17 protein-coding genes and 1 pseudogene are annotated in these 18,259 nt (G+C 70.4%); 8 read left to right on the forward strand and 10 right to left on the reverse strand.

The window, feature by feature from the left end; all coding sequences use genetic code 11:
* Nucleotides 1-44: 44 nt before the first annotated feature.
* The 4 genes from AB0B50_RS20525 to AB0B50_RS20540 all read right to left on the reverse strand — a co-directional run bounded on the left by AB0B50_RS20525 (nt 45) and on the right by AB0B50_RS20540 (nt 5,840).
* The gene (locus AB0B50_RS20525) at nt 45-2,996 is read right to left on the reverse strand and encodes a family 16 glycoside hydrolase (RefSeq protein WP_362333948.1); all 2,952 of its coding nucleotides are present in this window, start codon (nt 2,994-2,996) and stop codon (nt 45-47) included.
* Between the two features lie 254 nt (nt 2,997-3,250).
* Nucleotides 3,251-4,036 carry an SAM-dependent methyltransferase gene (locus tag AB0B50_RS20530; protein WP_362333469.1) on the reverse strand — a complete coding sequence of 262 codons (786 nt, stop codon included), beginning with the start codon at nt 4,034-4,036 and terminating at the stop codon, nt 3,251-3,253.
* Nucleotides 4,037-4,142: 106 nt separating this feature from the next.
* Nucleotides 4,143-5,177, reverse strand: coding sequence for a sulfotransferase (locus AB0B50_RS20535; RefSeq protein ID WP_362333472.1), 1,035 nt, complete (start codon nt 5,175-5,177; stop codon nt 4,143-4,145).
* 108 nt (nt 5,178-5,285) lie between these two features.
* Nucleotides 5,286-5,840, reverse strand: a complete 555-nt coding sequence (locus tag AB0B50_RS20540; RefSeq protein WP_362333475.1) for a rhodanese-like domain-containing protein — start codon at nt 5,838-5,840, stop codon at nt 5,286-5,288.
* A gap of 76 nt (nt 5,841-5,916) precedes the next feature.
* Between AB0B50_RS20540 and AB0B50_RS20545 the strand changes: the two genes are divergently transcribed.
* Complete coding sequence (locus tag AB0B50_RS20545; protein ID WP_018845516.1) at nt 5,917-6,198, forward strand: metal-sensitive transcriptional regulator; 282 nt, start codon at nt 5,917-5,919, stop codon at nt 6,196-6,198.
* A gap of 125 nt (nt 6,199-6,323) precedes the next feature.
* Here the strand turns inward: AB0B50_RS20545 and AB0B50_RS20550 are convergent, their stop codons facing one another.
* The 4 genes from AB0B50_RS20550 to AB0B50_RS20565 all read right to left on the reverse strand — a co-directional run bounded on the left by AB0B50_RS20550 (nt 6,324) and on the right by AB0B50_RS20565 (nt 10,219).
* Nucleotides 6,324-7,076 (reverse strand): sulfite exporter TauE/SafE family protein, encoded by a 753-nt coding sequence (locus tag AB0B50_RS20550; RefSeq protein ID WP_362333477.1) that lies wholly within the window; start codon nt 7,074-7,076, stop codon nt 6,324-6,326.
* Nucleotides 7,073-7,435 (reverse strand): rhodanese-like domain-containing protein, encoded by a 363-nt coding sequence (locus AB0B50_RS20555; protein ID WP_362333479.1) that lies wholly within the window; start codon nt 7,433-7,435, stop codon nt 7,073-7,075. Before AB0B50_RS20555 ends, AB0B50_RS20550 begins: the two co-directional genes overlap by 4 nt.
* Nucleotides 7,436-7,473: 38 nt before the next feature.
* Complete coding sequence (locus AB0B50_RS20560; protein WP_362333482.1) at nt 7,474-8,850, reverse strand: MBL fold metallo-hydrolase; 1,377 nt, start codon at nt 8,848-8,850, stop codon at nt 7,474-7,476.
* A gap of 601 nt (nt 8,851-9,451) precedes the next feature.
* Nucleotides 9,452-10,219 carry a methyltransferase domain-containing protein gene (locus AB0B50_RS20565; RefSeq protein ID WP_362333485.1) on the reverse strand — a complete coding sequence of 256 codons (768 nt, stop codon included), beginning with the start codon at nt 10,217-10,219 and terminating at the stop codon, nt 9,452-9,454.
* A 142-nt stretch (nt 10,220-10,361) separates the two neighbouring features.
* Between AB0B50_RS20565 and AB0B50_RS20570 the strand changes: the two genes are divergently transcribed.
* From AB0B50_RS20570 to AB0B50_RS20595, 6 genes and pseudogenes are all read left to right on the forward strand, one after another.
* Nucleotides 10,362-10,910: a helix-turn-helix domain-containing protein gene (locus AB0B50_RS20570; protein WP_362333488.1), complete on the forward strand. Its 549-nt coding sequence runs from the start codon at nt 10,362-10,364 to the stop codon at nt 10,908-10,910.
* A gap of 64 nt (nt 10,911-10,974) precedes the next feature.
* Complete coding sequence (locus tag AB0B50_RS20575) at nt 10,975-11,658, forward strand: aminoglycoside phosphotransferase family protein (protein WP_362333490.1); 684 nt, start codon at nt 10,975-10,977, stop codon at nt 11,656-11,658.
* Between the two features lie 147 nt (nt 11,659-11,805).
* Complete coding sequence (locus AB0B50_RS20580) at nt 11,806-12,423, forward strand: restriction endonuclease (protein ID WP_362333951.1); 618 nt, start codon at nt 11,806-11,808, stop codon at nt 12,421-12,423.
* A 97-nt stretch (nt 12,424-12,520) separates the two neighbouring features.
* On the forward strand, nt 12,521-13,429 hold the full coding sequence (locus tag AB0B50_RS20585) for a zinc-binding dehydrogenase (protein ID WP_362333493.1): 909 nt from the start codon (nt 12,521-12,523) through the stop codon (nt 13,427-13,429).
* A gap of 432 nt (nt 13,430-13,861) precedes the next feature.
* Nucleotides 13,862-14,536: pseudogene (locus AB0B50_RS20590) on the forward strand (BTAD domain-containing putative transcriptional regulator); the annotation flags it as partial.
* A gap of 382 nt (nt 14,537-14,918) precedes the next feature.
* Nucleotides 14,919-15,692, forward strand: a complete 774-nt coding sequence (locus AB0B50_RS20595) for an NB-ARC domain-containing protein (RefSeq protein WP_362333496.1) — start codon at nt 14,919-14,921, stop codon at nt 15,690-15,692.
* A gap of 32 nt (nt 15,693-15,724) precedes the next feature.
* On the opposite strand, the gene AB0B50_RS20600 is transcribed toward AB0B50_RS20595, so the two are convergent.
* Nucleotides 15,725-16,705, reverse strand: a complete 981-nt coding sequence (locus AB0B50_RS20600) for an oxidoreductase (RefSeq protein WP_362333954.1) — start codon at nt 16,703-16,705, stop codon at nt 15,725-15,727.
* A gap of 299 nt (nt 16,706-17,004) precedes the next feature.
* Between AB0B50_RS20600 and AB0B50_RS20605 the strand changes: the two genes are divergently transcribed.
* The gene (locus AB0B50_RS20605; RefSeq protein ID WP_362333499.1) at nt 17,005-17,550 is read left to right on the forward strand and encodes a TetR/AcrR family transcriptional regulator; all 546 of its coding nucleotides are present in this window, start codon (nt 17,005-17,007) and stop codon (nt 17,548-17,550) included.
* Between the two features lie 144 nt (nt 17,551-17,694).
* On the opposite strand, the gene AB0B50_RS20610 is transcribed toward AB0B50_RS20605, so the two are convergent.
* Nucleotides 17,695-18,204: an NUDIX domain-containing protein gene (locus AB0B50_RS20610; protein ID WP_362333957.1), complete on the reverse strand. Its 510-nt coding sequence runs from the start codon at nt 18,202-18,204 to the stop codon at nt 17,695-17,697.
* Nucleotides 18,205-18,259: the final 55 nt, after the last annotated feature.

Raw genomic sequence — 18,259 nt, forward strand, 5'->3', positions numbered from 1 at the left:
GGGTCCGGTCGGTCAGGACAGCACATCGTCAGGACAGCACGTCGTCAGGCCAGCGGCGCCACCCACACATTGCGGAACCGGACCTTGTTGCCGTGGTCCTGCAGCCGGATGGCACCGGCGGCCGCCGACTCCGGGTCACCGGCACCCGTCGGTCCTTCGACGGCCACGTCGTCGTGCACCTTCTTGCCGTTCCAGACCACGGTGACCCGCGCGTCCGACGTCTTCTTTCCCTCCGCGTCGAAGCGGGCGGCGCGGAAGGTGATGTCGTAGGTCTGCCACGTCTCCGGTGCCGTGGACGCGTTGAGGTCGGCGGCCTTCTTCAGGTAGATCGCCCCCGCCTCGTTGTTCGCGAGCTTCTCCACACCGTACGAGTCCAGGATCTGCACCTCGTAACGCTCCTGGAGGTAGACCCCGCTGTTGCCGCGGTCCTGCCCGGTGACGTCGTCCGGGAGCTTCGGCACACGGAACTCGGCATGCAGCTTGAAGTCCTTGAAGTGCTGCTTGGTGCGCAGATCGCCGCAGCAGACCTCCATCGACCTCTCGGCGGTGTGCGGCCACTCGGCGCTGCGTCCGTCGGAGTGCTGCCAGGCGGTGGAGACGCTGCCGCCCGAGAACAGGTCGATCCGGGTGCCCGGCCTGCGCACGTCGAGCGCGTCGAGGTTCACATGGCCGGTGTCCTCGGCTCCGACCGCGTACGTGATGGTGTTGCGGCCCTTGCGCAGTTGGAGCCGCTCGGTCTTGCTGGACCAGCGCTTCCACTCGCCCGTGGACGGCAGACTCGTCTGCTTCGCCGCGCCGCCGTTGACACTGACGCCGACGGTCTTGGTGCCCGGGGCGGGATGCGGGCCGTTGGCGTAGCGCAGGCCCACGTCGTACGCGCCCTGCTTGTCGACCACGACGTCGAAGCTCGCTTCGGCGCCCTTGTCGCCGAAGCCGTCGACGAAGCCGCCGCCGGTGTAGCCGGCGTGCTCGGTGTCGATGCCGGCGCCGCCCGACAGGTGGGCGGACTCGGCGTCGTACGTGGTGATGGGCTCCGGCGGACCCGGCTTGGCGTTGAGGGTGTACCAGGCCTCGGTGGACCACAGCTGCTCGCCCTCGGCGGACGAGAACGGGCGCGGCGAGCGCACGTGCACCACACGGTCCGACTTCAGGCCGGGGATGGTCAGCCGCACCTTGCGCCGGTCCTCGGAGAGCGTCGCCGAGGCCACCGGCAGCGACTCCTCGTCGACCTTCGGGCCGCCGTACGCGGGCGTGGGCACATAGCGCCACTGCTCGACGGAGTACGCGCCCTTGGCCAGCTTGGCCGCGGTTTCCTGTGACAGGGGCTTGGTGTAGGTGAGTTCGAAACCGTCGCGGGTGGCGCGCATCGTCTTGACGTCGAAGGCCGTCCTGCCGCTCGGCGTCAGCTTCTGCAGGCCGAAGCGGAGCTTGCCCGCCTGGCCCCAGTTGCCGTCGGCTCCCAGGCCGCCGGTGTAGATCGCGCCGTCCGGGCCCTCGCTGATCCGCGTGATCCCCGACTCGAGGCCCTGCGTGTGCCGGAACACCGCGCCCTGGTACTCGCCGCCGACCTTCTCCAGATCGGCCCGCTGCAGTCCTCCGTAGGTCACATCGCCGAAGACCATCTGCCCGGCGAACGGACCCTTCTTCAACTGCATCGGCGTACTGGGCGAGTTGGCGATCTCGTTCTGCGGCAGCCACAGCACCGGCTTGGTGACGGGCTCGTCGTCGTAGGGCCCGTCCGGGTTCATGTGGTGGTTGAAGAACCGGTCCTGCTTGATGTGCACCAGCTTGGACGCGGGCAGCCAGCCGCCCTGGTTGTCCGTGACGAACAGATCGCCGCCGGGGCCGCGCCCGATGCCGTTGGGGGTGCGCAGGCCCCCGGCGAGGTAACTGACCTTGCCTGTCGCCTTGTTGACCTTGATGGTCGTGCCGCGGTTCGGTGCGGGCTGAGGATCGGTCGTGGCGCCGCCGTAGTTGATGGCGACGGAGAGGTTCAGATAGAAGTCGCCCTTGTCGTACAGCAGGCCGAAGGCGAACTCGTGGAAGTTGCCGCCGTACGGCCTCTCGGCGATCTTCCGCTTCTCGTCGGTGACGTCGTCGCCGTTCGTGTCGTTCAACTCGGTCAGCTGGTGCTTCTCCGATACGTACAGCTTCCCGTCCACGTACTTGATGCCCATCGGTTCCTTGAGCCCGTCGGCGATCCTCTTGTACGTGACCTTGTCGGGCCCGGTGTCACCGGTGACGTTGTCGAGGAGGTACACCTCGCCCTTCGTCTCCGTGCTGCCGCCCCAGGTGGAGATCGCGAGGCGTCCGTCGGGCAGCCAGTCCATCGCGGACACCTGTGGCTCGAAGCCCTTGGGGCGCAGGTCGGTGAGCTTGTATCCGGGGTTGACCTCGGTGAGCGGCAGGCCGTCGCCGGGGGTGTCGAGCGTGCCCTCGCACTCCTTGCGGCCGGGTGCCGTCACCCGTACGACATCGGCGTCCGTACTCAGTACGGAGTTCGGCACGGTGGTGAACGCGTCGGCCCCCGGCGGCTTCCACTGCAGGGTGACCTGCTGGTCGCCGCCCGCGTCGAAGTGGTCGATGCGCAGCGCCTGGTATCCGGCGTTGAGTGTGACCGAGCCGTCCTTGGGCTCGGCGCCGTGCAGCCCGTCGTGGTCGATGACCCGGCGGTCACCGAGGAAGAGCCGGGAGCCGTCGTCGCTGATCAGCCGGAAGTCGTAGGAGCCGGCCTCGGGCACGTCGAGATTGCCGATGATCTGCGACACGAAGTTGTCGCTGAACCCGAATCCTTCGGTGGACTTCCAGTCGGCGGCAGGGATCAGCTTGTCGACGTTGGGGGTCTGCGCGGGCTTGAGGTCGCACAGCTTCTTGAGCGGGGTCTGGACGTCGAACACCCGTAAGGTGACGCCGGGTTCCTGCGGCGGCAGGTCCGCGAACGGTCGCGGATCGTCCTTGGCGGCCGCGGTGGGGGAGAGCGGTCCACCGGTGAGCAGTGCACCGGTGAGCAGTCCGCAACCGAGGAGGGTGGTGAGCAGCGCACCGGTGGATCTTCGAGCTCTATGGGGGCGTGGGCCGGGCAGCGGCCTGAGACGTGGCTTCACTCTTCCTCCTGCGTGGTTCCGGGATTCCGGCATGAGGTACGCAGATCTCTGTGGCAAAGCGACGCTCAGCGTAGGGACGACTTCGGAGCGCGTCCATACTTTGTCCTCAGAAGGGAAGAACTGAAGTGGGTCGGTGAGGCGACGGGCTACGGCACGCGGGCGACGCCGACGTAGAAGCCGCTCAACTCCTCGACGGGCGCGGGCGATTCCTTGTACCACTTGGTCGCCGTGACCAGCCCCGGAGCCAGCAGCTCCAGGCCCTCGAAGAACGGCTCGACCTCGGCACGCGTCCGCATGCGCAACGGGATCTCGCCCTTGCGGTACGTGGTCGTCACCGACTTCACGAGGTGCGGGTGCTCATCGGTGGTGCCGTGGGAGAACATGAACCAACTGCCCGAGGGCAGCGCGTCGACCAGCGTGCGCGTCAGCCCGTAGGGATCTTCCTCGTCGGTGACGAAGTGCATCAGCGCGATCATCGACAGCGCGACGGGCCGCGTGAAGTCCAGGAACGTACGGGCGTGTTCGAGGATGGTCTCGGGCTGCCGTACGTCGGCCTCGATGTAGTCGGTGGCTCCCTCGGGGCTGCTGACGAGCAGCGCCTCCGCGTGCCGCAGCACGATGGGGTCGTTGTCGGCGTAGGCGATCCGTGCCGACGGGACGATGCCCTGCACGATCTGGTGCAGGTTCGGCTCGGTCGGGATGCCCGTGCCGATGTCGAGGAACTGGTCGATGCCCTGGCCTGCCAGCCAGGCCGCCGCACGGTGCATGAACGCCCGGTTGCGCATGGCGTTGAGCCGTGCCTCCGGCGGCAGCTTCTCCGCCACGTCCTGATCGACCGGGTAGTTGTCCTTGCCGCCGAGGAGCCAGTCGTAGACGCGCGCCGGGTGCGCCTTGCTCGTGTCGATGCGGCTTCCAGAGGACTGCGACGTCATGCGTGACTCCAGCGTGTGCGAGATCGCCGACCGCTTCACCGGGACCGCTTCGTGCGTTACGGGTGAGGCGGGAGGGGGCCCGGTGATTATGGCATTGGCCAGATCATTACGCAGAGTCGACCGCACGCGTCCCCGGGGCGCAGCTCTGCCTCAGGTCCTCGAGGTCGGTGGCCGTCAGCTGTTGCGCGGCCGAGCCCCGGCGGCTGCCGTCGAGCTGGGCGCACGCGCCGTCCAGCCACTGCGGGGAAGTATCGACTTCGACGAACGCGGCGAGGCGGGCGAGTTCCTGGCGAGGGGCGTCGAGGAGAGCCTCGTACGAGAGCGTCATGCGCTGATCGGCGGGCAGGCCGTCGAGGAACTCGGTGCCCTGGATGACGAGTTCGGACCACAGCTCGCCGAATCGTCGCAGGGGGAAGTCGCGGTCTCGTACGAGGGCGGGGTCGAAACGGTCGGTGAGCAGGGGCGCAAGGTCGGGCGGGAGGGAGCGCACCTGTTCCTGGGTCAGGTCGCCGAAGCTCTCGACGTCCGTCCGTTCCTTGATCTCGCGCAGCAAGGTGATCACGCGGTATCCGACGTGGCGGCTCATGGACAGGGCGCAGTCAGGACCGTCCCGGAAGAGGTGCACGAACTTCGCGTGCGGGAAGGTCTCCCGCAGCCCCGGCGCCCAGCCCGTCGAGTACCCGGAGCGCTCCACGACGGCGGTGCGGCCGGGCCGTGCGCCGAGCAACTCGAAGAGCGCCGTGTGATGTTCGGCAGCGGTGCGGTCGGGCCAGTCGACGACCGCCGTGCGGATCTCGTCGAGCAGGGCGTCGGGGTCGTCGGTGAGGTGCGGCAGCACCATCAGGGAGAGTGCGGGGATGCCGGTGGTCTCCGCGGTGTACCGCCCGGGGCGGCGGGTGTAGAGGAACTCCGGCATCGGCAGCCCGCTGCGGAGCATGTTCGCGAAGTACGGGGTGGGCCTGAAGAGCGCATCCCAGAACTCCGCGCCCGACAACCGGCCTTCGGGGAAGGCCGCCTCACCGACCGAGGCCATGTATTCGTTGAGGCTGAGGACGTCGGGGTGGGCGTTGAGGATGCGGGACAGCGCGGTGGAGCCGCTGCGGCCCGTACCGATGACGAAGGTCAAGCTGCGCAAGGTCACTCTCCGAGGGCACAGGGCGGGTGTTCCGGGGCTTCGTGAGCTTGATGCACCTCAGCACACTGAGGCGGGCCCGTCCATGCCGTCCTCCCGTCCCGCGGCCCGGTGGCGTCAGCCGGTCAGGGCGGCGAGCGTGGCGTCCAGGTCGGCGGACCTTGGCCGGTTGTGAGGGAGCTTGGCGAGGACCCTGGCCATGCCGCAGGTATCGGTCAGGGCGGAGAAGACCAGGCCGCCGGCGACACCCGCGGACAGCAGGCGCATCGCGCCCCGGCGCCGTCCGGCGATGAGGCCGGTCAGGACGAGGGATCCGGCGGCGAGCCGTACCTGGCGCTCCATGGCCCAGGAGGTTCGGGTGCCGACGGGGCGGTGGATGTCGTGGCCGAGCCGCGTCCAGGCAGTGGTGCCGCCGGCGAGGGTGGCGGCGGTGATGCCCTGACCGGCCAGGTGCCGGCAGGCGGCTTCGGAGCGGGTGCCGGAGGCGCACACGATGAGCAGGCCGCCGCGACCGGCGGCGGTCTTCAGGGCGGGCAGCGCGGCATCGAGGTGGTCGAGGGGAATGTTGTGGGCGCCGGGCAGGTGACCGGAGGCGTACTCGCCGGGGGTGCGCACGTCGATGACGGTCAGCTCGTGCAGGCGGGCGTTGGCCTGGTCGGCGGTGAGGGACACGGGGATTTTCCTTTGCGGGGGTGGGGTTACCCCTTCGGTAGGATACCCGCCGGGGTATCGCGAAGGAGTGTGGATCGTGGAACTGGCGATGGCGGCTGAGGAACTGAAGACGGTGGTCAACCGCCTGCGCAGGGCGCAGGGACAGATCGCCGGCGTGATCAAGATGATCGAGGAGGGGCGGGACTGCGAGGACGTGGTCACACAACTCGCGGCGGCGTCCCGGGCCTTGGACAAGGCGGGTTTCGCGATCATCGCCACCGGCTTGCAGCACTGCCTGACCGATGCGGACATGGCGGCTTCCGGGGATCGGGAGCAGATGCGTGCCCGTCTGGAGAAGCTGTTCCTTTCTTTGGCCTGAGTCGGGGTGCCGGGGTTTCGGCCTGAGCCGGGGGGCTGGGTCTTTGGCTTGAGCCGGGGTGCCGCGTCTTCGGCCTGAGCCGGGGTGCCGCGGTGCCCGAGTGTTCGCCCGGCTCTCCCGGCTCGTCACGTGAGGGCGTCGACGAGCATGAAGGCGGCCACGGCCAGCAGTACGACGGCGAAGGTGCGCTGCAGCCGGGTGCCGGTGACCTTGGCGCCCAGGCGCTTGCCGTCCCAGGCGCCGAGGATCGCGGCACCGGTGAAGGGGCCGACGACCGCCCAGTCGATACCGGCGGTGGTGGCACCGCGGGTGGCCAGGGAGGCCAGCGAGTTCGCCGAGATGACCAGCAGGCTGGTGCCGACGGCGGCCCGCATCTCGAACGCAAGGACGGTGACCAGGGCCGGGACGGCGAGGAAGCCTCCACCGACCCCGAGCAGACCGGTCAGCGCACCCAGCCCCGCGCCGGTACCGGCGGCCTTGGCGGGCCTCGTCCTGCCGCTCGTCGGGCCGGTGGCGGCGCGGCCGGGGCGCAGCATCTTGACGGCGGCGAGCGCGGCGACGGCCGCGAACGCGGCGGTCAGCACCGGCTGGGGCAGACGGGATGCGGCAGCTCCGGCCGCCGCGGCGGGCAGGAGCCCCGCCGCGGCGAACAGGGCACCGGCCTTCCAGCGGACGTTTCCGGCGCGGGCGTGGGCGAAGAGCCCGGTGAGCGAGGTGGCGGTGACGATGATCAGGCCCGCGGTGGTGGCCGCGGCCGGGGTGAAGCCGAGCAGATAGATCAGCGCGGGCACCGCCAGGACGCTGCCGCCCCCACCGAGCGCGCCGAGCGCGAGTCCGACCACGGCCCCGGCGATCAGGGCCAGGATCAGCGCACTCACGCTATGACACCGCTGCTGCCGTCCTGACCGATGACCGGCAGGCCCGCACGTGCCCAGGCGGTCATGCCGCCGGTGACGTCGGTGGCCTCGATGCCCTGGGCGGCCAGCAGCTCGGCGGCCCGCTGGGAGCGGTGACCGGAGCGACAGACGGCGATCACTGGCTTGCCTTGCGCGGCTGCCGGAAGCGGCGCCCCGGCCGTCAGACGGGACAGCGGCAGGTGCTGCGCCCCGGGTGCGTGCCCGGCGTTCCACTCCGTTGTTTCACGGACGTCCAGCAGTACGGCCTTGTCGTCGCCGGTCCGCTGGTGGGCCTGCTGCGGGGTGAGGCGGCCGGAGCCGCGGCGGAGGAAGGAGAACATCGCGTGATCACTTTCGTACGGATGGCGTGGAGGGCGCGTCAGTCCGTGCCCTGGGGGCGGGTGAGGGTCAGTCCCGCCGCGGTGGCGGCGTCGAAGCCGTCGTCGACGGCGACCACGTCGCGGCCGACGGCATCGAGCAGGGAGGCGGCGATCGCCGCGCGCATCCCGCCGGCGCAGTGCACCCACACCACTCCGTCGGGTACTTCGCCGATGCGGCCGTGCAGTTCGTGGATCGGGATGTGCACCGAGCCGTCGACGAAGCCGTCCGCGCGCTCGGAGTTCCGCCGCACGTCCAGCACCACCACCTGCTCCCCGCGCCGGCGGACGTCGGCGAGGTCGGCGAAGCGGGCGCGCGGGAAGGAAGCGAGCCGCTCGCCCTCGCGGACCCAGCCGGTCGGGTCTCCGGTGGCTGCGGCGGCCGGGCGGTCGATGCCCACGCGTGCGAGCTCCCGCTGCGCCTCGGCGATCTCGCCGGGCGTCTCGGCGAGCAGGGTGACGGGCTTGCCCCACGGGATCAGCCAGGCCAGGTAGGCGGCGAGCTTGCCCTCGCCCTCGAAGTTGAACGACCCGGCCACGTGCCCTTCGGCGAAGGCGATGCGGCTGCGCAGGTCCACCACCCACTCGCCCGCGGCCAGGCGGGAGGCGATCTGCTCGGCGTCCGCACGATCGGGCGGGGTGAGGTCGATCGGTGCGGGGCCCGCGGCATTGGCCGGGCCCATGTGCGCGTAGTAGGCGGGTACGTCGTCCAGACCGGCGAGCATGCGGGCGACGAAGGTGTCCGCGTCCAGGGTCAGCGCGTCATTGGTCTCGCGCTCCTTGCCGATCGTGGTCTCGTCCCCCTCGGTCTGCGAGGAGGAGCAGAAGCTGCCGAACCCGTGCGTGGGCAGCACCGGCACCTCGTCGTCCAGCTCGTCGGCGAGACGGTGGGCGGAGGCGTGCTGGGCGCGGGCCAACTGCTCGGTCAGCCGCGGCTCGACGAGGTCCGGGCGGCCCACGGTGCCGATCAGCAGTGAGCCACCGGTGAACGCCGCCACGCCGCGCCCGTCATCGGCAAGGGCGTAGGAGGTGTGGTGCGGGGTGTGGCCGGGGGTGGCGATCGCGCGCAGCACCAGGCCTTCGTCCACCGTCACGGTGTCGCCGTCGGCTATGGGGGTGCGGGCGAAGGACACGTGTGCCGCGGCCGGCACCAGGTAGGTGGCGCCGGTGACGCGGGCCAGTTCGAGGCCGCCGGTGACGTAGTCGTTGTGGACGTGGGTCTCGGCCACGAAGGCGATGCGTACGTCGCGGCGGGCTGCGGCGGCGATGACCTGGTCGATGTCGCGCGGCGGGTCGATGACCACCGCGGCGTGGGGCCCGCCGGCCAGATAACTGCGGTTGCCCAGGCCCGCGAACTCCAGGGTGTCGACGAAGAACACGACTTACGACTCCTTTCGAACTGTTACCCCGGGGGGTATCTGGTGTTCACCCTAACAGTTATACCCAGGGGGGTATCCAGAGGTGCAGGAGACCCCGCTCAAGGCGTCGCTCGACCTCTGCGGGTACCCGGCGGGGTATGGAGAAATCGACGAGGGGTGGTGCGGGCCGCGGAACACGGCATCAAGGCTCGGAATCGCCCCTGCGCGCGGTGCCGGCACCTGAGCGCCGTTGCCTGTTCCGGTCGGGGCGGCGAGCGGATGGGCCGGGGACGCGCCAACTCCACGGGGCGGCGAGGGCGGCCGGAAGCAGCCTTGTGTTCGATAGCCGGTGCGTACGGGGGTGCTCTGGCGCACACTTGACCACGGCTTCGCGCCACTTCCTGGGCGTCAAATGCGGGTGGGGGCTTGCGCGATGGCGTCGTCATTCCGCCGCCCGCTACGGCGGCGCCTCTTTCCCTGCGGCGGCGTCGCCGACGTCCGTCCGCTCCAGGTGGCCACCATCGCACTGGAAGGCCTGTGCTGACGAGGCATCAGCCCCGAGCTCCGAGCCCCGAGAGGCACCTGTACCGAAGCGGCCTTCCGCTCGGCGAAGGCCGCTTCGTCATGCCCGGCGTACCGCGTACCCGAGATACGTCACCACCGGGTTGCCTTCCGGCTCGAGCGTCATGTCGACCAGCTCGGGCAGCTGCTCGTCGGTCAGCGTGCCACGCCTTCGCCCGCGTGTGGCGCGCACCAGGCCGCGTACGTCGCTGGGCTTGAAGGCGGATACGTCCTGCGCGGACAGGCCTGCCCTGTCGAGTGCCTCGGCGAGCTGTGCCGGGCGGCGCAGTCGGTGTGCGGCGTAGCGGCCGCGGGGCATGATCCGTGTGCCCGGGAAGGTCTGGAAGGCGCCGAGGTAGATGAGGCGGGACACGGGGGTGCGGTTGACCGTGTCGTAGACGAAGACTCCGCCGGGGCGCAGCACGCGCGCCGCCTCTGCGAGGACCGCGTCCGGGTGCTCCGTGATCTCGAGGGTGTCGGCGCAGTACACGAGGTCGAAGTGCCCGTCCGGTAGGTCGAGTTGCTCTGCGGGCATCGTCAGGTAGGCGACGCCGGAGTCGTCGTCCGCGTCCAGGGCGAGGGCTGTCGCGGCGGGGGACGGGTCGGCGGCGACCACCTCGAAGCCGAGCCGGGCGATGCCGCGGGCCAGCAGGCCGCGCCCGCTGCCCGCGACGAGCGCCCGGCTGCCGTCCGCCGCCGGGCTCGCCTCCGCAAGCACGCGGTGCAGATATTCGAGGCGTACGGACTGGAAGGTCAGGGCCCGGATGTGGCGGCCGTCGACGGCCGCGGACCCGGCTGTGTCGAGTGCGATGTGCGGGGTGGTGGCCATGGCGGCTCCCTCGACAGGGCAGAGCAGGGCAGAGCAGGGCAGAGCGGGTGAGGTCAGAGTGGAACAGAGCAGGGTAGGTTCCCTGAATAAACCTAACATTCATGAGTTTCCCGAGGGAACCCAACGGCGATACGGTGGGAGCGTGACCCGCACCCAACTCTCCGGCGTCGCCTGCTCGATCGCCCGCGCGACCGACCTGTTCGGCGACGCGTGGACGGCCCTGATCATGCGCGACGTCCTCGTCGGCATCCGCCGCTTCGACGAACTGGCGGAGGACCTCGGCCTGTCCCGCAAGACCCTGTCCGCGCGGCTGGCCCGGCTGGTCGAGGAGGGCGTACTGACGCGCGAGCGGTACCAGGCCAGCCCGCCGCGCGAGGAGTACGTCGCCACGGAGAAGGGCCGCGAGCTCTACCCCGTCCTGCTGGCGCTGATGGCCTGGGGCGACAAGTGGTACGCCGGACCCGCGGGGCCACCCGCCCGTATCCGCCACGACACCTGCGGGCACCTGGCCACGCCGGTCGTGGACTGCGACGGCTGCCGGGAGCCGCTCACCGTGGCCGACACGACTCAACTGCCGGGCCCCGGAGGGCGAGTGGGGCCGGGCACACGGCTGCTGGGGCCGCTGATCGCGGCGAGGGGAGAAGGGGGCTCCGAGTCGGTTGAGCCTCCGGACGATGCGCCAGTTCCGTGACGTGAAGTGATGTGCAGTGAAGTGACGCCGGGTGGTGTGGCGTGGCGTGGCGTAGGTTCACCCCATGCCGATAGGACAGTTGCTGGGCTCGGGGCGAAGCGCCGATGTGTTCGAGCTCGACGAGGACTGGGTGCTCCGTCGCCATCGCCATGGTGGCGACGCCGTGACGGAGGCGGCGGTGATGTCGCACCTCGCGGCAAACGGCTTTCCGGTCCCGGTGGTTCGCTCGGCAGACACGCCCTCCGAGCTCGTGATGCGGCGACTGTCCGGGGTGACGATGCTGCAGGCGTGGATGGACGGCGCGATCACCGTGGAGAACGCGGCGGCGCTGCTGGCGCAGCTGCTGCACCATTTGCATTCGATTCCGGCCCGAGCCTCGTCCCTTCCCGGGGACCGGATTCTCCACCTCGATCTGCACCCGGACAACGTGATGCTGACGCCGCAGGGCCCCGTGGTGATCGACTGGAGCACTGCGGCCGAGGGCCCGCCCGAGCTGGACTGGGCGATGTCGACCCTGATCCTCGCGCAGTTCGCGGTCTCCCCGTCGGCCGAGGTCGCGGCAGGAGCACGGTCGATGCTGGCAGCCCTGATGGGGAGCCTGGGCGCTGTAGTGGACCTCGGTGACGTACGGGACGGTCATCTCGCGCGGGCGCGGATGAGGAGAGCCGCCGACCCCAACGTGAGCTCAGCGGAACTGGGACTTCTGGACGAGGCCGCGGCGCTGGTGAGCAGCCTGGCGCGGCCGTAGCGGCGGCGTCCTTCGCGGGCCCTCTTGCCGTGTACGACAGGGACTTCCAGACTGCGGAGCACGGTGTCGGGGAGTGGGGGAGTGATGGCAGCTCGGCGGCGGCGATTACGGAAGCGGACGCGTGGGCAACTGCAGGGCTGGGGTGCGGTGGCGGCGGTGGCCGCTGCGGTATGGGTGGCCGCGAACTGGGCGGCGGTGTGGCCCGTCCTGGCGGCCGTGCTCGCCGCGGCCGTGGTCGGAGGGGGCGGCTGGGCGCTGTGGCGCGCGCACCGGCTCGCGGTCGGCGAGGACCGGCAATGGCGTGCGCAAGAGGAGGTCAGGGCACGGGAGTTGTCGATGGCGGAGGTCGACGCGCTCTCCTGGCAGGAGTTCGAGCACTGCGTAGCCGATCTGTGCCGGCGGGACGGTTGCACGAATGTCGTCGTCAGCGGCAGGAGCGGCGACCTGGGTGCGGATGTCATCGGCCGTCTCGCCGACGGCCGCAAGCTGGTCGTCCAGTGCAAGAAGTACGCGCCGCACCGGAGCGTGTCCTCGCAGGACATGCAGAAGTTCGTCGGCACGGCCCGCCTCGAACACGGCGCGGATGTCGCCCTGTTCGTCACCACCTGCCGTGCGTTCACGAGGGCCGCGCTGGGCCTGGCGCAGCGCCAGGACATCGTGGCCCTCCAGCGCGACCTGCTGGGATCCTGGGTGAAGGGTGCCCACCTGGACACGTTGATCCCGCTGAGCGGAAGCGGCGGGGGCACGCGACGCCCGCCTGCCTGATGGCCCGCGGCCTCTGCCTGGACGGGCGAGCTCGCTCTCCCCGTCGTGCTGTTGGACATTCTCCGAAGGTTCGTACACCCGCGCGATAGCATGATCCATGCTTGCTATTCAGTTTGATCGCTTCGGTGGGCCCGAGGTTCTGTCCTTGGTGGAGCTGGCCTCCCCGCAACCCGGGCCGGGTGAGGTGCTGATCACTGTCGAGGCCGTCGGGGTCAACTTCGCCGACACCCATCAGACCGATGGCTCCTATCTGAGTGCGGACCTGCTGCCGTACGTTCCCGGAAGTGAGGTCGTCGGGCGCACCGCGAACGGGCGGCGTGTGCTGGCCCGGGTCTCGCGCGGCTATGCGGAGCAGGTGGTGGCCAAGGAGTCCGGCCTGGTGGACATCCCGGAAGACCTCGATGCCGGCTGCGCGCTCGCGCTGTTGACGCAAGGCCTGACCGCCTGGCACCTGCTGCGGTCCGCCGCCCGGCTGCGGCCGGGGGAGAGCGTCGTCGTGCACGCGGCGGCGGGCGGTGTGGGCAGCCTCGCGGTGCAACTGGCCAAGGAGTTCGGGGCCGGGCGCGTCCTGGCGCACGTCTCCTCCGCGGCCAAGGAGAAGGTCGCCCTGGGGCTGGGGGCGGACGGCATCGCCGAATACCCCTTGGCGGACAGGGCTGATGTGATCCTGGACGCGGTCGGCGGGGACCTCTTCGACCAGGCGGTGGACTCCCTGGCCTCCTTCGGACGCATCGTCAGCTACGGCAACGCCTCCCGCACCGGCTTCACCCCCGTCGACCCGGCCCGGCTCGGCCGCCTCAACGCCTCCGTCGTCGGCTTCTGGCTCAGGCCCACGCTGGCCGCGCCCGGTGCGGTCAGCGGCCCGCTCACCGAACTCCTCGACCTGGTACGACGCGGCCGACTCAAGCCCGTGGCCGAGACCAGCCATCCGCTCGCCGACGCCCGGCGCGCCCACGAGGACCTGCTGGCCCGCCGCACCGTCGGCAAAGTCGTCCTGCGGCCATGACGCGGGTGCGCGACATTTCTTGCGGCGGGGGGGCGACGGGCGAGCCGAGGGGATGCCTCCTCGTCGTGGCGGGTCATGTCCGCGAGTTATCTCCGGGGCGAGCCCGGCGGCGCGGCGTACCGCGACAACCGGGCTCAGGCGAGGGGGGTGCGGTCGGCCCCGGCCCGAGGACGTCGGCGCCATGCGGCCCGTCCTGTGCCCGCTGAGCTTGAAGTGACCAGCGGTTCTTGATGGTTGAGGTCGTGCTGCCGAGACGGCCGGAACGGCGGCACCACCTCGACCGGCGGCGGTGGCGGGCCTTCCGGATCGTTGCATGGGCCATGTGAGTACCGCGCTCGATGCCGCGTCAGTTGCAGTAGGAGGTGGGCGCGCGACTCCGCGGTGTGTGAGCAGTCTGTGCGGCACGGTTCACTCGCGCGACTTGGGGGAAGCATGATCGAGTTCCGGCTGCTGGGCCCGGTGGAGCTGCTGGTTCAAGGGCGGCAGGTCGACCTGGGGCCGGCCCGACAGCGGAGCATTCTGGCGGCGTTGCTGGTCGAACCCGGCCATCCCACCTCTCTGCAGACGCTCATCGAACGGGTCTGGGACGACGAGCCTCCCAACGGTGTACGCAACGTCATCTACACGTACGTCTCTCGTCTGCGGCGCGTCTTCGACGAGGCGACGGCCGGGGCCGATGCTCCGATCGAAGTCCGGCGGACCGCTGCCGGCTACCAGGTGAACGTCGCACCGGGGCAGGTCGACCTGGGTGCCTTCCGTGGCCTGATCGCCGCCTCGCGCAGCCTGCCGTGCGACGATCCGCGCCGGTGCGCCCTGCTCGACGAGGCGCTGGGGCTCTGGCGGGGTGAGGCGCTTGCCGGGCTGACCAGCTCGTGGGCCGGTCATCTCCGCGACATCCTGGAGGAGCTGCGGCGCGAGGCACTCGCGGAGTGGTCCGACGCCCACCTGTACGCAGGGCGGTTCGCCGAGGTCATCTCCGCTGTGCGGCAGTGCCTGCTCGACGCCCCGCTGGCGGAGCCCTTGCACGAACGGCTCGTCAGGGCCCTCTACCTCTCCGGTCAGCGGGCCGAGGCGCTGGCCCAGTACGAGCGGGCACGGCGCCACATGGCCGAGGAACTGGGAACCGATCCCGGCGCTGGATTGCGGGAGCTGCACCGCGTGATCCTGCGGGGCGAACCGCTCGGCACCTCCGCGCCGCGGCGTCCGGGAACGAAACCGGTGTCGCGATCCGCCGCCGACGCGCCGGGCATCGACCTGCTGCCGATGGGGGTCGCCGACTTCAGCGGCCGGGACCGGGACGGGCAGTGGTTGCGCGCGGCGCTGGCCGGATACGGGGAGCGGGGCCCGTCGATCGTGTCGATCACCGGTGGCCCGGGTGTCGGCAAGACCGCCCTGGCGCTCGACGCGGCCCACGGCTTGCGCGACCGATTCCCGGACGGGCGGCTCTTCGTGGATCTGGGCGGCAGCGGTGAGCGGTCGATCACCGCCCATGCCGCCCTCGGAAGGCTGCTGCCGGCACTCGCCCCCCCGGGCCACCCTGCCGTACGACACCGAGGAACGGGCCCAGCTCTTCCGCGGTCTCCTCGCCGGGCGCAGGACCCTCGTCGTCCTGGACGACGCCGCGCACGACGAACAAGTGGGGCCGCTGCTCCCCGGCGGGCACGGCTGCGCGGTGATCGTCACGAGTCGGGCACCGCTCGGCGGGCCTTGGGGAGCGCGACGCCTGTTGCTGCGGGAACTCTCCGAGCGGCACGGCCTCGACGTGCTGGCCCGGATGGTGGGCCGGGAGCGGGTACTGGCCGAGCCCTTGGCGGCCGCACGGCTCGTCGAACTCAGCGGCGGCCTGCCACTGGTGCTGCGCGCCATCGCCGACCGCTTGGTGAGCCACCCGCACTGGTCCCTGGAGTTCCTCGTGAACCGCCTCACCGACGAAGGGTGCCATCTACAGGAACTGGCCGCAGGGGACCGGGAGTTCATCGACTCGGTGGCGCGCTCGTACGGCCGTCTCCCCGGTGTGGCGTCCAGGCTCTTCCGCCACCTGGGCCGGGTGGCGGGCGGCGCGGGAGAGGTGACGGCGGGTGCCCTGCCCGGCCTGGCGCAGGCCGAGGTGGAGAACGCCCTGGAGCAACTCGCCGACCAGCATCTGCTCCAGGTCGCGGGGGCGGCGGCCGGCGGCGGCCTGCAGCGGTACCGGCTCCTCGAGCCGTACCGACGCTTCGCGCTGAGCCTGGAGAGCCGGCCGCATGTGTCAGCGGGGCTGTGAAGCGGTCTCGTCGACGGGAGCGTCGCCAGCGGTCATCGACGGGCTGCTTGTTCGGCAGGCAGCGGATAGTTCACGCCGGTGAGCTGTTCCGAGAGCACCCACAACCGTTGGGCCGTGGCGGAGTCCTGGGCGGCACGTTCTTTTGCGCGGAGGACGGGTTCGCTTCGGAGCTGGAACGGCCCGTCGGGCACGACATAACTGCCTCCCGGAAGGCTGGGGTCAGTTGAGGCGTACAAGGAGGTCTTGGCGCCCTCCGGCGTGGGGCGGAATGCGATGCGTACGAGGGAACGCGCGAGGGCTCCGTACGCGCGCCCCCTGGCGCTGTTGGCGCCACCGGTGAGGACGTTGGATCGCGTGAGCCCAGGCGCGACAGCCATGCTCCGCAGGCTCAGCCCGGCGGTTTCTGCCCTGCGTTGCAGTTCCATGGCGAAGTGGAGGTTGGCTCGCTTGGACTGGAGGTAGGCGAACACCGCTCGGTAACGGCTTTCCGCGTTGAGGTTGTCGATGTCGAACCGGGCGAATCGCTGGCCTTCGCTGCTGACGGTGACCACGCGAGGGTCGGCGGCGGCGAGCAGGTGGGGCATGAGCAGGCCTGTGAGGGCGAAGGCGCCGAGGTGGTTGGTGCCGAACTGCGACTCGAAGCCGTCGACGGTCCGCGAGAACGGCACCATCGCGATGCCGGCGTTGTTGACCAGAAGGTCCAGCCGGTCGTGATTCCAGCCCTGCGCGAAGCTGCGGACGGACTTCAGGTCGGCGAGGTCGAGGCTGCGCAATTCGGCCTGGGCGTCCGGCACTTCGCCACGCAGCCGCTGTAAGGCGTCCCGTCCGCGCTCGCGGTGGCGGCAGGCGAGGACGACGTGGGCCCCGTGGCGGGCGAGTTCGCGAGCGGTGACGTATCCGATGCCGCTGTTGGCGCCGGTGACCACGGCCAGCCGCCCCGTTTGGTCGGGGATGGAGCTCAGCGTCCACCTCGGACCGGGAACTGCTTGTGGCGCCGACCCATGGGAACGCAGGCAGACCGGGTGAGGACCGTCGGCAACTCCGTTCGTGGCCACGGTGCCATGGTCGTGGGGCGAGACGTGAGCGGATGCGCGCGGATCACGGGGCATGGAGCCTCATTCCGTGGTGGGTGATTGCCTGCTGCGCCAGAGAGCACACGGCAATATTGCAACTGCCTGTTGCGATAGATTGGAGACTGCCACGCGTGCCGCCGTCAACGCAACCAGGAGTTGCAATGGATCCTTCTGTGTCGCCTTCAGCCCCCGACCGCCCGAACCGCCCTGTCGGGCGGGGCAAGAGGATGCGTGCGGCCGTGCTGGAAGCGGCTGTCACCGAGCTGACCGAAGTCGGCTACGCGGCGATGACCGTTGAAGGTGTCGCCAAACGCGCCGGGGTGCACAAGACGACGATCTATCGGAACTGGAAGGACTCCGACAGTCTTGTCGCCGATGCGATCGCCGGACACTTCGCCGAGGACATCCCGGTCCCTGACACCGGTGCAGTGGAAAGCGACCTGCACGAACTGGCCCGCATGCTGATCGCCACCATGACCACACGAGCAGGGCAGGCGCTTCTCGCCACCGTCCTGTCGGATGCCGTACGCATCCCACGGCTGGCCGAAGTGAAGAACGCCGTCTTCGTCGACCGTTTCCGGCGGACGGCCGTCGTTGTCACCCGCGCCGTCGAGCGCGGCGAACTGCCTGCGGACACCGACCCGGCGGAACTCTTGAAGACCCTCGCCGCACCGATCTACTTTCGACTCGTCTTCACCGGCGAGCCGGTCGACGAGTCAACTGCGGGCCGCGCGGTCCGGATCGCACTGGCCGCAGCCCACGCCCGCGTGCTGCCGCCTGCCTGAGTACGGAGGACCAGCAACCGCTGAGCCGTAGCGGGCTTGTGGTCGTCAACCGCCCGCCCTGAAAAGGCAGTTACTGGAAGAAAAGGCAGTTACTGGAACGGCCCTGATGAGGCAGTTACTGGAACCGTCGAGGGGCGAGAGAGGTCAGGGCTGTGCGCTCCGGAACGCGAGATACCGGCTGAAGGCTTCGTGGCTGTCGGGGGTGAAGCGCCACTCCAGCAGGGCCGAGCCGAGCTCCGGCTCGGTCAGCCAGCCGTGCCAGGCGACCTCGTCGGGATCGGGGACCACGGCGTCCGGCACCACGGCTTCGTGCACGCCGAGCCAGTGAGGGCTCAAACCGCTGCGGTTGATGAACGTGAACAGCAGGCGCGGCAGCGCACGAATGCCCAGCTCTTCGGCCAGTTCCCGCGCGGCGGCGCGCTCATAGGACTCGCCGACATGTGCGGCGCCACCGACCTCGACCTCATGGAGCCCGGGGAAGCGCGACACCTGCTCCGACCGCCGGTGGACGAGGATCCGGCCACGAGCATCGCGACACACCGTCACGGCGACCCGATGCAGCCAACCCTCCCGGATGGCCTCCCGACGGCTGACCACCCCCAGCACGCGATCTCGACCGTCGACACGCTCCACCAATTCATCCACGACGCACACCCTGGCAGACTCCACCGACAACACCGTTTCTCGGCGACTTGTCGTGCGATTGCGA

The organism is Streptomyces sp. NPDC041068 (genome assembly GCF_040647455.1).
GTDB lineage: Bacteria > Actinomycetota > Actinomycetes > Streptomycetales > Streptomycetaceae > Streptomyces.